This window comes from Providencia sp. PROV004 (genome assembly GCF_011045615.1).
Lineage (GTDB): Bacteria > Pseudomonadota > Gammaproteobacteria > Enterobacterales > Enterobacteriaceae > Providencia > Providencia rettgeri.
This window is the reverse complement of the sequence record NZ_CP042859.1, coordinates 1528516-1542540: the sequence shown is the minus strand read 5'-3', so window position 1 is coordinate 1542540 and position 14025 is coordinate 1528516. Positions and strand designations below refer to the sequence as shown.

The 14025-nt window shown below is 38.4% G+C and carries 11 protein-coding genes; 5 read left to right on the top strand and 6 right to left on the bottom strand.

Annotation, left to right across the window (positions count from 1 at the left end; translation table 11 throughout):
• Positions 1-86: 86 nt before the first annotated feature.
• On the bottom strand, positions 87-1004 hold the full coding sequence (locus FVA69_RS06705; protein WP_164528572.1) for a bestrophin family protein: 918 nt from the start codon (positions 1002-1004) through the stop codon (positions 87-89).
• A gap of 185 nt (positions 1005-1189) precedes the next feature.
• Positions 1190-1516: a DUF1090 family protein gene (locus FVA69_RS06700; protein ID WP_109913132.1), complete on the bottom strand. Its 327-nt coding sequence runs from the start codon at positions 1514-1516 to the stop codon at positions 1190-1192.
• A gap of 553 nt (positions 1517-2069) precedes the next feature.
• Between FVA69_RS06700 and FVA69_RS06695 the strand changes: the two genes are divergently transcribed.
• Positions 2070-3167 carry a fatty acid desaturase family protein gene (locus FVA69_RS06695; protein ID WP_004912978.1) on the top strand — a complete coding sequence of 366 codons (1098 nt, stop codon included), beginning with the start codon at positions 2070-2072 and terminating at the stop codon, positions 3165-3167.
• 373 nt (positions 3168-3540) lie between these two features.
• A complete protein-coding gene (locus FVA69_RS06690; RefSeq protein ID WP_164528571.1) occupies positions 3541-4485 on the top strand; it encodes an ATP-grasp fold amidoligase family protein in 945 nt (314 codons plus the stop codon).
• Between the two features lie 69 nt (positions 4486-4554).
• On the opposite strand, the gene FVA69_RS06685 is transcribed toward FVA69_RS06690, so the two are convergent.
• Entirely contained in the window at positions 4555-5697 is a 1143-nt protein-coding gene (locus FVA69_RS06685) for an MFS transporter (protein ID WP_004912983.1), read from the bottom strand.
• A 598-nt stretch (positions 5698-6295) separates the two neighbouring features.
• Positions 6296-7924: a propionate catabolism operon regulatory protein PrpR gene (gene prpR, locus FVA69_RS06680; RefSeq protein ID WP_164529326.1), complete on the bottom strand. Its 1629-nt coding sequence runs from the start codon at positions 7922-7924 to the stop codon at positions 6296-6298.
• Positions 7925-8169: 245 nt separating this feature from the next.
• Here prpR and prpB point away from each other — a divergent pair, with 245 nt between their 5' ends.
• The 3 genes from prpB (at position 8170) to FVA69_RS06665 (ending at position 11748) form a co-directional block, all read left to right on the top strand.
• Entirely contained in the window at positions 8170-9057 is an 888-nt protein-coding gene (prpB, locus tag FVA69_RS06675; RefSeq protein ID WP_164528570.1) for a methylisocitrate lyase, read from the top strand.
• A 61-nt stretch (positions 9058-9118) separates the two neighbouring features.
• A complete protein-coding gene (prpC, locus tag FVA69_RS06670; protein ID WP_004912990.1) occupies positions 9119-10282 on the top strand; it encodes a bifunctional 2-methylcitrate synthase/citrate synthase in 1164 nt (387 codons plus the stop codon).
• A gap of 11 nt (positions 10283-10293) precedes the next feature.
• A complete protein-coding gene (locus FVA69_RS06665; RefSeq protein WP_004912992.1) occupies positions 10294-11748 on the top strand; it encodes a bifunctional 2-methylcitrate dehydratase/aconitate hydratase in 1455 nt (484 codons plus the stop codon).
• Between the two features lie 72 nt (positions 11749-11820).
• On the opposite strand, the gene FVA69_RS06660 is transcribed toward FVA69_RS06665, so the two are convergent.
• Positions 11821-12861, bottom strand: a complete 1041-nt coding sequence (locus FVA69_RS06660; protein WP_164528569.1) for a galactose-1-epimerase — start codon at positions 12859-12861, stop codon at positions 11821-11823.
• A gap of 234 nt (positions 12862-13095) precedes the next feature.
• Positions 13096-14025, bottom strand: coding sequence for a cation diffusion facilitator family transporter (locus FVA69_RS06655; protein ID WP_004912996.1), 930 nt, complete (start codon positions 14023-14025; stop codon positions 13096-13098).

The window sequence follows — 14025 nt, the reverse complement described above, 5'->3', positions numbered from 1 at the left end:
AAATACAAAATAATATTAGGTATAAAGGTTAAACAGTAAAACGTGAATATCACGTTCTACTGTCTTCAATAAGAAATAGATTAACGCTACAACAAGTTAAAGTATTTATCTGGCTGATACTGAGGGGGAAGTGGTTGAATATCTAACATATCCAATGCATTACGTTCAATACTATTACAAATAGCATTAAGCGGTAAATCATTTGCAGCAATCCCAAAAGGATCTTCGAGTTCTTCTGCTAATGCATCCCACGCTAGGAAGGTATAAGAAATAAAAACAGAAACAAATGGCGTCATAAAATGTAGGTCTACGACTAATGCAAAAGGAAGTAACGAACAAAATAGATAGACTGTTCGCTGTAAAATTAACGTATACGCAAACGGGATCGGCGTATTCGAAATACGTTCACAGCCACCAAGTACGTCCGATAATACATTAATATCTTTATTAATGGCTTGAAAGAGTACATCGCTGATGACTTTTTTATCACGTAATTCCCCCACCTTTAGGCCAATCTGCAACAATATTCGGCTAGTGGGAAACGGACTTCGGATAACCTCATCAAAAATATTTCGAGGTAATAACCGGTACAAGTCAATGATTGGACTGGTTTTTCTTAGTTCGTGTTTAAGGCTCCAACCAAAAGCAATCAACAGATTCGCAAACTCCTTTTGAGCTAATTGGTCATTAGGTAATAACCCTTTAATATTCCTTAAAATATTTCTTTGATTAATTAATAACGAAGCCCAAAGCGTTCGCGCCTCAATCAAACGGCTGTAACAGGCATTATTACGAAAACCGAGGAAGATTGCGATGGCAATCCCCAGTAAGCTAAAAGGAGCAATCGTTAAGTGTATACCTAATCGTTCGTACCATTGAAAACTGAGTACTGCTACGATAGATATCATTATATTTAGAGAAAGCCGAAATGTTATTTTTGACAGTACAGAACCATGCCAGTCGAATAACCGAAAAAACCAGTGCTGATGAGGACGAATAACCATAAGAAGACATATTGAATTAAGAAAACGACATTAACTTATTATTTCATTGATTAATTCAATGCGCTATAGCCAAACAACAATTAAAGTGAATATCACAATAATTATGACAAGCAGCAATAGCGCTAAATTCATCCAACACGGTTTTCGTTTATAAGTAATATTTGATTTTAATATTACTTATTAAGCTAGTTTTTTGCGGCTTTTAAACGCTCAATTTCATCTTGTAACGCTTCTATCTGCTGCTCTAAATGATCCGTTTCAGTAAAACTATATCGATGATTTAATTTAGTTGGGCCTGTGGCTCCGGAATAATGGTCGTAGCAGTTATTTTGTACATTTGAAATAGCACGCTCTAACCCCATGACTCTATTTCGATTACCGTGCATTTTGGCATATTTTAGCTGTTTTTCTAATTGATAGATTTTTTTATCACAACCATAATATTTATAACCGGCTTGAGCGGATACTGGAATAATCAGTGTTGATAAAATTATTAACAGTATTTTTTTCATGTCACATTCCTAATTCAAAAAATAATTTACCTGTGGCTATTTCATCATTTTGGCACATTATTAATATAGGTAAGCTCCTAATTTAGCTTAGGCTAAACAAATATAACGAGTAATTAAAATAAACCCACCTAAAATGATAACAATCATTTATTATTAATGATGAGTATTAAGTTAAAATGTTTTTTTTACATGATTTATTACAGACAGACACATTTTTCCCTGATACTTTAATATTAAAGGATTATTCTACAAGGATGTAGCTAGTTTCCGTACCTCAGTAGGTAAGCAATACGTATTATTACCAAATGCTTCATAAAACAACATATCAATTTAATTAATCCATATCTCGTATTTAATCTCTTATCCGCATTAATATTAATTTCTACTATTTTCATCAAAAAAACGCATTTAAATTTTCGAGATTTAATTTTTCCATGATATCTGATTCAGAATAAGCCTAAACTCCCACCTCCTTTCATATTTGTTTACGACGGTTTACTGAGTAAAGATATACTCTTTGAATATAAAGAAGATAACCTCAAATGAGAATCACATGCATCACACCGAATTCGAACTCAAGTTCGCCAATGCTAACGAACAACAATTTCATACCGCATTAAAACAAGCAAGTCAGGAATATCTGCAAACTAAGCACGATCACGTGTATGCCAGCCTAGCTGACCTTGCTGCAATTGGCGTCTTGTTTATTGTTGCTGTTCTGAGTTATCTTCCAATTCTCATTACAACATCTACCACAGTTTACATATTGTCCTATTTTGTATTTGTCTTACTCATCATGCTATTAAATGTGATTGGCCAACATGACGCCTGCCATAATACCTTATTTAAATCCGGCTGGAAAAATCGGTTATTTGGGCGTTTAGTTACATTACCCTTAGGATTAGAACCGGAATTTTGGCGCACACGCCACGTTCATTATCACCACCATTATGCCAATATCGAACATTATGATTTAGACACTGAAGAAAATGGCATATTCCGCCAAACACCCTTTCAGCGTTGGCGACCTTTTATGAAATATCAACATATTTATTGGCCTTTCGTCGCATCATTGTCACTCACATGGATAGCTCTGGTGTTTGATTGGTCTGATCGAACGGGGAAAACACGCTTAAAAACACAGAAAGTTTTAGAAGGTAAACTAGGTTGGGGATTATTTTTAGGTAGCAAGATAGGACACTTAATATTGATGCTTGGTATCCCAGTAATAGTGGCTCACCATCATGGGATCAGCTTAACTGCAATATTTATCACGTACTTGTTGAGCCAGATGGTTGCTTCCATTTTTGTAATTTATTTATTATTAGGAACACATTGGGCAGAGACACAGTTTTTTACTGCACCTGAGGATAAACAAATCACGCATGGCTGGTACCACCATAATTTTGTCACGGCTTGTGACTGGCTACCAACTCCCCATTTTTTATGGCGCTTAACTGGGGGACTAAATTATCACCTTACACATCATCTTTTCCCTCATTGGCACCATCGCCATTACCCTGCTCTAGCACACATCTTAGCCAAATTGGCCCAACAGTACGATATGCCATACCGTTGTATTGATTACAAACAACTCGTTGCAGCTCAAATACGATTTTTAAAACAAATGGGACAACCGCCACTGCAATAACAATTTTAGTAATTTAAAAAATAACAACTTTCTAAAATGCCATCTCTAAATCCATTTATTTAGAGGTCATTCTCTAAATAAACCCTTAAGGTCTATCTTTCTTGCCTATGTTACACTTTAAATAGGCAATACCCTTATTATTAATGACGAATAATTAAAACGATTGATTTAATTATTGATATAAAAGCATACAGATACCCGGCTATTATTAACAAAATGACCTTTATTTATCTTTTGTTTACTATTTATTTATTAAGAAATTATTAAATTGACCGTTACATTTATTGATGTTTTATTTAAGTTATAAAAAATATAATCAAATAAAAATTAGATTTCATTTACACACTACAATTTTAGAATGGTTGGTGCTCGCATGAAAAAAGCAGAGTATTTTATAAAAAAATTACGTACACTCATTATGAGTGACAAAACATATCTCACTAATAAATTTACTAAAAAACTCAATTACCGCCCTGACTTTAAAGCCCCAAAAAGCTTTAATGAGAAAGTGAATTTTAGAATGTTGCGAGATAAAAACCCATTATATTCACAATTTGCAGATAAACTTACGGTAAGGGAATATATCTCACGTACAATAGGAAATGAATATTTAGTTCCTATCATTGATACTTATAAAAATGTCGATGAAATTGATATAAGCAAACTGCCAGAGCGTTTTGTTTTAAAATGTAATCACGACAGTGGCAGTAGTATTATTTGTCGAAACAAAGCACAATTTAATTGGCTAATAGCTAAAAACAAATTGGATTTTCATTTAACTAAAAATCTTTACTATATTACTCGAGAGCGTCATTATAAAACTATTCCCGCACAAATTATGTGTGAAGAATATATTGATTTATTCGCTAATAAAAACCGGAAGTTAGTACCAGAAACATGCCGGGTTCATTGTTTTTCCGGTAAGCCTGTCTATGCAGAAATTGACTATACCGACGAATTTGGTAATGAATTTATTAATATTTATGATATCAACTGGCAGTTACAACCCGTGACTTTTGGTTATCCAAACATGCTAGAACCCGTATCTGAACCGCCATTATTCAAAGAGATGTTACGGTTAGCAGAAATACTCGTCACTCCTTTTGATTATTGCCGAGCTGATTTTTTGATGTCTGATGAAAATACGTTGTATTTCAGCGAACTCACTTTCGCTCCAAATGCAGGTAGAACAAAAATATCACCGCTGTCATGGGATTTCAAATTAGGGGAGCTTTGGGAACAACGTATTGTACGTAACACTAGGCATTCCCCCATTGAAGCACAACTGGCACCTTCAACCGTGAATAAAAAGAAATAATTAGAATACAAAAAAGCTCTGCAATAATTCACAGAGCTTTTTATTTATTGGTTTTATTTGTTGATAAAATTAATTTGCTAACACACTAGCCTTGCGACGTAAGCTGGCAATTAACATATAAATTGCAGTTACTAACAGCACAATAAAGAAAAAATTCACTAAACCATTATGTTGGCCTAAAAATGTTCCGGCGGCGATAGGCCCCATTGCTGAACCGATACTGTAACTAAACAACATCACCTGAGTTGCTGCCACAATGTATGAGGAATCTAGGCTATCACACGCCAATGTTATCGCTACCGGGTATAAGGCAAAAGTTGACATACCGAGTAACGCTAAAGCAACGATCATCACCAAATAATCACTCGAAATATAAATAACACCCATCGCAAAAACACCTAATAATGAAACCATTGCAAGCAACAAGGTTTTACTCATTAAGATAGATAATTTACTAACAACTGGCTGTATTAACATCCCACCAAGAATAATTGAGGCCATCAACACACCGACTTGGTCAGTGGTGAATTGGTCTTTTTTCAATGATAACGGCATTAGCCCATAAATAGTTCCCATAGTAATACCAGAAACCATACAGCCAATAATTGCAGGTTTACTTAAACGAGCAATTTTTTTCAATGAGAGTTTCTGATGAGAACCACTTTCTGGCTGACCTTGGCGCACTAATAACGGTGGCATTACCGCTAATAATAATAACCCTAATACCACCATAAATGGATAGGCACCATGGGTTCCAATGACACCAATAGCAAGCTGGCCAAGTGTTGTTCCGCCATACAATGACGTCATATAAAAACTTAAACGTTTAGCACGCTCTTTCGGATTATCGCCAATCAATAACCAAGACTCGACAACCACAAAAATACCCGCCACCGCAACCCCTGCAATTAAGCGGTTCGGCAACCAAGCTTCAATGGTTGGCGTCCATGGCAGTACGATAACTGTCGCGGCAAGCATCAATAAAAAACCAATAAACGCAAGACGATGGCCTATTTTGGCAATAATAGGTTCAATTAACATTGAGCCAATTAATAAACCAATATAATACGCGCTCGCTAACCAGCCGGCATATTGCGTATCAATACCAAAGCTTCCCATAGATAATGGGATTAAGCTCATTAAATAACCCGATGCAATAGCAAAAATCGTTAACCCTGCAACAGGAACGAATGCATTGTCGCGTTTGCGCATGATAGTAGTGGACTGATTCACGCCCCACTCTCCAACTAACAAAATAAATAATATGCGCTGCAACTACATCGTAGAATACGACAACATTGTGTTCCCAAGAAAGAACACATTTCGGCGATTAGTGCAGTAGTAAAAAAACAAAGATAAGACTAATTTGAGCGCAATATAGAACGTTCAATCACGAAGTTAAAATGAGAAAATCTAATGGTGACTAACAAAATAATTTATGTGAGAAAAATCACGTTTTTTTTGTAGGTAAACCCTGTTCAAAAATGGCAAGAAAAAGAAACTAATTACCTAAATAACAGTTAGTTATAAAAACAACATGCAAAACCACCTCTGTTACTTTTAGATACAACTTAAACTAAATATAAGGAACCTAAAAAGTGCTTAATCACAAAAAAAATTATTTATTGTTTTCTCCTGCTGCATAAGCTGATTGATAAAGCAAATTTGCCTTGCTCAATTTACTAAAACAATTTATTTCACTTTTTTGTTTGTTATTCCCTTATTTTTTCTTTTTATTTAAAAATTAATAGAGGTTCATTAAAATTTAGTGAAAACACTATAAATCGAATTAGAGGAATGCATAAAAATACTAATTCTTACTCTTCCTTAGTGCAATACGAGAATTCGGTCTGGAGGAATGGGAGGAAAGTCGGCGCCATAACGTAGTCCTACTAATTCCTAAATACTCGGCCACCGCTTTACGATCCCCATTAAATCTTGCCATTACGTCTTCTAATGGTTCATGTGATTTATCTTTTATTACGACGTCCTTGTGTTCGCTACCCTGTCTTTCTGGAGATAAACTTATTAACATTTGTGTTGTGATCGCTTTTTCTGGGTAAGCACTGCAATACAGCGCGACTCGCTCCATTAAGTTTCTGAGTTCTCGAACATTGCCGGGCCATGAATACTCAAGAAAAAATTCTTTACATACAATTAGTTGCTGTACACGAAAGGAAGGTAAAGGCAATCTTAATCCTGCAAAGGCTAATTTAAGCAGCCGCTCCGCTAATACAAAAATATCATCGCCACGTTCATTGAGCGCTGGTACTCGCATTCTTAGTACCCCGAGCCGATAAAATAGATCAGCTCGAAAGCGCCCTTCTTTTACCCAACCGTCTAAATCACAGTGGGTTGCACAAATGACCCGAACATTGACTTGTAACGGTTTATACCCACCAACTCGCACTACCGAACGCTCTTCGAGCACTCGTAATAACTTTGTTTGTAATGCAATAGGCATTTCACCAATTTCATCTAAAAACAGTGTTCCCCCATTCGCCAGTTCAAATAAGCCTGCTCGGCCACCGCGGCGAGACCCCGTAAAGGCACCTTCTTCATAGCCAAATAATTCGGCTTCTAATAATGTTTCAGGTATCGCCCCGCAGTTCACAGCCACAAAAGGCATTTGTTGTTTGCTGCGCTTATGTTGATTGAATAAGGTGTATTCGTGATGAATAGCTTGTGCCACCATCTCTTTCCCTGTTCCACTCGCACCTTGAACCAATACTGTTGCATCAGAGCGTGCATACAACATAATGGTTTGCCTAACACGTTCCATCTGTAATGATGAACCAATCAGGTCATTAATGGTATAACGAACTTTTGCAGGGTTAGGGGGGAGATATTTGTCTTGCGAATGGTTTTCACGCCTCGACATCAGGCTTAATTCGATAGCATCTGAAAATGCTTGCCGTATGGTTTGTGTGGAATAAACAAAAACCCCTGTCATCCCCATTTCATCTGCTAAGTCCATGATTAACCCAGCGCCCACCACAACGGAGATCCCCAAAGCTTTCAGTGCCTTAAGCTGAGCTCTCGCATCCTCTGCGGTAACATAGCTACGCTGTTCAATTTGCAAACCAAAACGCTGCTGAAATTCATCTAATGATGAAAATGGCTTTTTATAATTGATGATCCCAATTTTATCGCTAATTTCTCGTGCTTTGGCTAATGCTTGCATAACATCAAACCCGCTGGTTTTCACGATAATAACCGGTACTGAAACATGGCTTTTTAAATAAGCACCATTTGAACCCGCACTAATAATGGCGTCACAATGCCCTTCCTGTAATCGTTGACGAACGGCCTCTACCGCCTGTTCAAAACCAAGATTAAGTGGTGTGATTTCCGCTTGTTCACTATATTCTGGGCTGATATCTCGAAACAGTGTAAATAACCGGGACACTGAAACCGTCCAAATAATCGGTTTATCCATCATCGCCATACCTTCTCATCGTGTTTCATTTCCGTTTCACTTAACAATATATTGTTTCATTGAAACATTCCAACTGATTATTTTAACTTTGTTTTTTCTATCACAAACCAGAAAAATCAATATCCAATTGATTTTTTATACATTTATATTCCCATACCTCTTAATTCAAGGTTGGCACGCCAATTGCTATATGACTATTGTTACCCTAATCTCATTACAACTGATTAACATTTTATGAGGCCGCTATGTCATCATTTAGTGCAGGACACAAATTTCGCGAGGCTATCAAGCAAGAGTCGCCATTGCAGCTTGTTGGAACGATCAATGCCAACCACGCACTCCTTGCAAAACAAGCTGGCTATAAAGCTATTTATTTATCTGGGGGTGGCGTAGCCGCAGGATCATTAGGTATGCCTGACTTAGGTATTTCAACGTTAGATGATGTTTTAATTGATATTCGACGCATTACCGACGTCTGTGACTTACCACTAATGGTTGACGCCGATATTGGCTTTGGCCCTTCCGCTTTTAACGTTGCCCGTACCGTGAAATCCTTTTGTAAAGCAGGTGCAGCAGGGTTACATATTGAAGACCAAGTGGGTGCCAAACGTTGTGGCCACCGCCCTAATAAAGAAATTGTTTCGACACAAGAAATGGTCGACCGCATCAAAGCAGCTGTTGATGCACGAACCGATGACAGTTTTGTGATTATGGCTCGAACTGATGCATTAGCGGTAGAAGGCATTGATGCCGCACTGGAACGTGCACAAGCTTACTTAGACGCAGGCGCGGACATGCTTTTCCCAGAAGCTATTACAGAACTCTCTATGTATCAAAAATTTACAAATAACACCTCTGCTCCCGTACTGGCCAATTTAACTGAATTTGGCCAAACCCCACTGTTTACTCTTGATGAATTACGCAGTGTTGGCATTGCCATCGCACTATATCCACTTTCTGCATTTCGCGCCATGAACAAAGCGGCTGAACAGGTTTATACAACATTACGTAAAGAAGGCACGCAAAAAAGTGTCATTACGCTAATGCAAACTCGAGAAGAGCTGTATCAGAGTATTCATTATTACGATTATGAGCAAAAACTGGATGCATTATTTTCACAGAAAAAATATTAATTTTTAATTACTTATTATTACCGAAAGTTGCATTACCTCAGTCCCCTACAAGGAATAAATGATGAATGAACAACTTAACCACACTGAAACTCCTCAATTTAAGCCTAAAAAATCAGTTGCACTTTCTGGTGTAGCAGCCGGAAACACGGCCCTTTGTACCGTTGGGCGTAATGGTAATGACCTGCATTATCGCGGGTTTGATATTCACGACTTGGCAACACAATGTGAATTTGAAGAAATCGCACATTTGCTCATCCATGAAAGGCTCCCTACGGCAACTGAACTCGTTGCATACAAAGAAAAACTGCAATCCCTTCGAGGGTTACCGGCAAGCGTTAAACAGACGTTAGAATCAATACCCGCTAACGCACACCCGATGGATGTCATGCGCACAGGCGTATCAATGATGGGCTGTGTTTTACCAGAAAAAGAATCGCACCCTTTTTCTGGTGCTAGAGATATCGCTGATCGCTTATTAGCATCATTAGGGTCGATATTGTTGTACTGGTACCACTTTAGCCACCATGGACGGCGTATTGAAACCCAAACAGATGATGATTCGATTGGTGCGCATTTCTTACACCTATTACACGGTAAAAAACCTCCTGCTCAATGGGAAAAATTCATGCATATTACGGCAATTTTATATGCGGAACATGAATTTAACGCATCCACATTTGCAGCAAGGGTTATTGCTGGGACAGGTACGGATTTTTACTCAGCGATGACAGGGGCAATTGCCGCGCTGCGTGGTCCAAAACATGGCGGCGCAAATGAAGTTTCTTTAGAAATTCAGCAACGTTATGCCTCGATGGACGAAGCGGAACACGATATTACCGCACGCATTAAAAATAGTGAGGTTATCATTGGTTTTGGCCATCCAGTTTATACCCTCGCAGACCCTCGCCATCCCATTATCAAATCTGTTGCTTTACAGTTATCAGAGCAAAGTTTAAACCGGCATCTTTATACCGTTGCGGATCGCATTGAGTCCGTGATGAAACGTGAGAAAAACATGTTTCCCAACCTAGATTGGTTTTCGGCTGTGGCTTATCACCTTATGGGCATCCCCACCGCTATGTTTACCCCGTTATTTGTTATGGCGCGTACCGCTGGCTGGTCAGCCCATATTATTGAACAACGACAAGATAACAAAATTATTCGTCCTTCAGCTAACTACATTGGGCCTGAAAATCAATTATTTACTCCTATAGAACAGCGTTAAAAGGTAACCTAATGACAACACAAACCGTGCGTTCGCAACAAATTGAATTTGATAAAGTGATCAGCGATATTGTTGATTATGTAATGGATTACCCGATTATTTCTGACCTCGCCTATGATACAGCTTATCATTGCCTGCTCGACACGCTGGGTTGCGGTATGGAATCCCTTGAATACCCCGCATGTAAAAAATTATTAGGACCTATTGTGCCAGGAACAATTGTGCCAAATGGAGCAAAAATCCCAGGCACACAATTTCAATTAGATCCTGTGCAAGGCGCTTTTAATCTTGGTACCATGTGCCGCTGGCTCGATTTTAATGACACTTGGCTTGCTGCCGAATGGGGCCATCCATCAGATAACCTTGGCGGTATTTTGGCGACGGCTGACTGGCTTTCACGTGAAAACATTGCTAAAGGCAAAGCGCCACTAGTCATTAGAGATGTTTTGACTGCATTAATTAAAGCGCATGAAATTCAAGGTTGTATTGCGTTAGAAAACGCCTTTAACCAAGTTGGCCTTGATCATGTCATTTTAGTTAAAGTAGCCTCAACTGCGGTTGTTGCACATTTATTAGGGCTGGAAAGAGATCAAATTCTCAATGCCGTTTCCCAAGCATGGATTGATGGGCACAGCTTACGTACCTACCGCCATAGCCCCAATACAGGGTCCCGTAAATCATGGGCAGCCGGTGATGCCACATCCCGTGCAGTTCGGTTGGCTTTAATGGCTCAAAAAGGAGAAATGGGCTACCCAACGGCGTTAACCGCAAAAACATGGGGCTTCTACGATGTTTTATTTAATGGACAACCACTGCGTTTTCAACGCCCTTATGGCTCATATGTCATGGAAAATGTGTTGTTTAAGATTTCTTTCCCTGCTGAGTTTCATTCCCAAACAGCGGTAGAAGCAGCTTTACAACTCTATCAAACCCTTGAGAAATTAGGGAAATCGGCACAAGATATTGAGTCTATTGCCATTCGTACCCATGAGGCTTGTATTCGTATTATTGATAAAAAAGGCCCATTAAATAACCCGGCAGATAGAGATCATTGCATCCAATATATGGTTGCTATCCCATTAATTTTTGGTCGTTTAACCGCAGCTGATTATGAAGACAATATTGCCAAAGATGCGCGTATTGATGCATTACGTGCAAAAATGTATTGCACCGAAGATGCACAGTTTACTCGAGATTATCATGATCCTGAAAAACGTTCGATTAGCAACGGGTTAACCATCACATTGAAAGATGGGCAAGTGCTTGATGAAGTTGTTATCGAATACCCAGTTGGTCACAAACGCCGCCGCAAAGAGGGTATGCCATTGTTATTGAATAAATTTAGAATTAATTTAGCAAGGCAATTCCCAGAAGCCCAACAAATTCGAATTCTAAAAGCCTCTCTCGATAAACCCATGCTAGAAAAAATGCCCGTCAATGAATATCTGGATTTGTTTGTTATTTAAGTCTAAATAATTATTAACCAGTAATTCAATTCAGCGCCTTAATATAGAGGCGCTGAATATTCACCTGCTAGATTAGAAAATAAATTGGTAACGAGTTTGGCTTCGATACACTTGTTGAGAAAGAGCAATCGAGCTGTATCGCGTGCCCCACTCCGAATGATTAATGGCGTCTGTTGGAAACTGAGTAGCCATCACTACCCCTGAATAAGGGACATACGTTCGGGTTTTCCCTGACGTTGCAAACAGATTATTTCCACTGTACACATGTAATGCAGGCTGTGTAGTGGCGATATTGAGGCACACATCACCACTTGGTGCGCTGAGGATTGCGACTGTCTGCTCACCATCGGTTAATGCGTTGTTTAATATAAACGTATGGTCATAGCCCCCAACACGACGCTGCACATCATCTTGTAAAAAATCCCGGCCAATTCGCTTACTTTGGCGAAAATCAAAATTTGTTTCTGCAACATTATGCCATTCCCCCGTTGGAATACCGTCCATATCTGTTGGCAAATATTGGTCTGCATCAATATATAAATCATGCTCTAAAGCCGTTCTAACCGAATCCTCTCCTGCTAAGTTAAAATAGATGTGATTCGCAAGGTTAACAGGGCAAGCCTCGGTAGCTTGGTAGTTATGATGGATAACCACTTGATTATCTTCTGTAAGTTCATAACTCACTTCAACGTCTAACTGGCTCGGAAAATCTTGTTCGCCAGCAGGAGACGCCAAAGAAAAAATAGCTTTCTGTGGAGTTGGTTGAAAAATACCCCATATACGGTGACTAAAATTATGTTTTCCACCATGAAGGCAATGTACTCCTTGGTTACCCGTTACCTGATAATGTTGCTTATTTAGCGTAAATTGAGAGTTATTTATACGGTTAGCTACTCGCCCGACTATCGAACCAAGATATACTCCTTGCTCCATCTGTTTCGCCATATTGGGTGAACCCAAAACAACATCTCGCTTTCCTGTTGTTAACGGAAGTATACAGCTAAGCCAACTAGCTCCTAAGCTACTGAGAATAACCTTCATACCATTTTGATTCGTAAGGGCAATTACTTTTGGAGCGCGAAATGTCTGACATTGTTCTTGAGTTAACCGCATTTTTTCCTCAATCATTCAATAATCACTATAGAGTACAAATTTGTAGAGTTTGCTACATGTTCCCTATACTTTGAACAAATACTATATTGTGCCATTATGAAACAACGTATTAATTTTCGCCTTGTTATCAACTGGATGCAATAATTAATAAGTCATTTTTATATAATAGCTTGCAATAAAAAACCGAGCCACTTTAAAGCTCGGTTCTTATCGAAAAATAAAATAAACGTATGATTAATGCTTAACATCTTTATCATAAGGGTCAAGGTGAGTCATAACATCTAAAATTAATGGGTTTTCCATCAACTTGTTACGTACATTTACCGCAATCTCATGGCCAACAGTAATACTCATATTTCCATCAAGTTCTAGATGCACATCTACTAATAAAAAATCACCCGACTTACGTGTTTTTAAATCATGATATCCCGATAACTCACTTATATTATCTAAAACAGAACGAATTTCCTGCAAAGTTTCCTCATTCGCGCCTTTATCCATTAAGTCTTGCATCGATTGATTCGTAAATTTGAACCCCATGCGAAAAACAAAAGTCCCGACAATGAGGGCAGCAATCGGGTCAAAAATACGTAAACCGCATAAACTCCCAATAATACCGATGGCAACAACTAATGAAGAAGCGGCATCAGAGCGTGCATGCCAAGCATTTGCAACTAACATACTCGAATTCACTTTGTTAGCAACATGAAGCATATATCTAAATAAACCTTCTTTTGCCACTAAAGCGATCAGTGCAGCGACCAAAGCTATGGTATGTACTTCAGGAATTAAATCTGGGTTGAGTAACTTTTCAATAGCAGACCAAACCATCCCCACACCAACAATTAATAAAATTATTCCTAATATTAATGAGGCACCATTTTCATAACGAAAATGGCCATAGGGGTGATCTTCATCAGGTTTTTTATGGCTTTTTTTATTCGCGATTAATACGACAAAATCAGCAATTAAATCAGACAAGGTATGGATACCATCAGCAACTAGCCCTGAAGAATGTGAAATAACACCAATAATTATCTGCCAAATGGATAAGAGTGTATTAACAACGACACTGATGAGTGTACTTTTCTTCGCTGCATTAAATTTTATTTGCTGTAGCTCGAGCTCACTTTTTTTCTTGGGCGAGGCATTATTCATATTCAT

Coding starts and splice junctions, on each gene's coding strand:
- prpB (WP_164528570.1), top strand. CDS start 8,170: ATGTCATCATTTAGTGCAGGACACAAATTTCGCGAGGCTATCAAGCAA.
- FVA69_RS06700 (WP_109913132.1), bottom strand. CDS start 1,516: ATGAAAAAAATACTGTTAATAATTTTATCAACACTGATTATTCCAGTA.
- prpC (WP_004912990.1), top strand. CDS start 9,119: ATGAATGAACAACTTAACCACACTGAAACTCCTCAATTTAAGCCTAAA.
- FVA69_RS06685 (WP_004912983.1), bottom strand. CDS start 5,697: ATGCGCAAACGCGACAATGCATTCGTTCCTGTTGCAGGGTTAACGATT.
- prpR (WP_164529326.1), bottom strand. CDS start 7,924: ATGGATAAACCGATTATTTGGACGGTTTCAGTGTCCCGGTTATTTACA.
- FVA69_RS06665 (WP_004912992.1), top strand. CDS start 10,294: ATGACAACACAAACCGTGCGTTCGCAACAAATTGAATTTGATAAAGTG.
- FVA69_RS06655 (WP_004912996.1), bottom strand. CDS start 14,025: ATGAATATGAATAATGCCTCGCCCAAGAAAAAAAGTGAGCTCGAGCTA.
- FVA69_RS06705 (WP_164528572.1), bottom strand. CDS start 1,004: ATGGTTATTCGTCCTCATCAGCACTGGTTTTTTCGGTTATTCGACTGG.
- FVA69_RS06695 (WP_004912978.1), top strand. CDS start 2,070: ATGCATCACACCGAATTCGAACTCAAGTTCGCCAATGCTAACGAACAA.
- FVA69_RS06690 (WP_164528571.1), top strand. CDS start 3,541: ATGAAAAAAGCAGAGTATTTTATAAAAAAATTACGTACACTCATTATG.
- FVA69_RS06660 (WP_164528569.1), bottom strand. CDS start 12,861: ATGCGGTTAACTCAAGAACAATGTCAGACATTTCGCGCTCCAAAAGTA.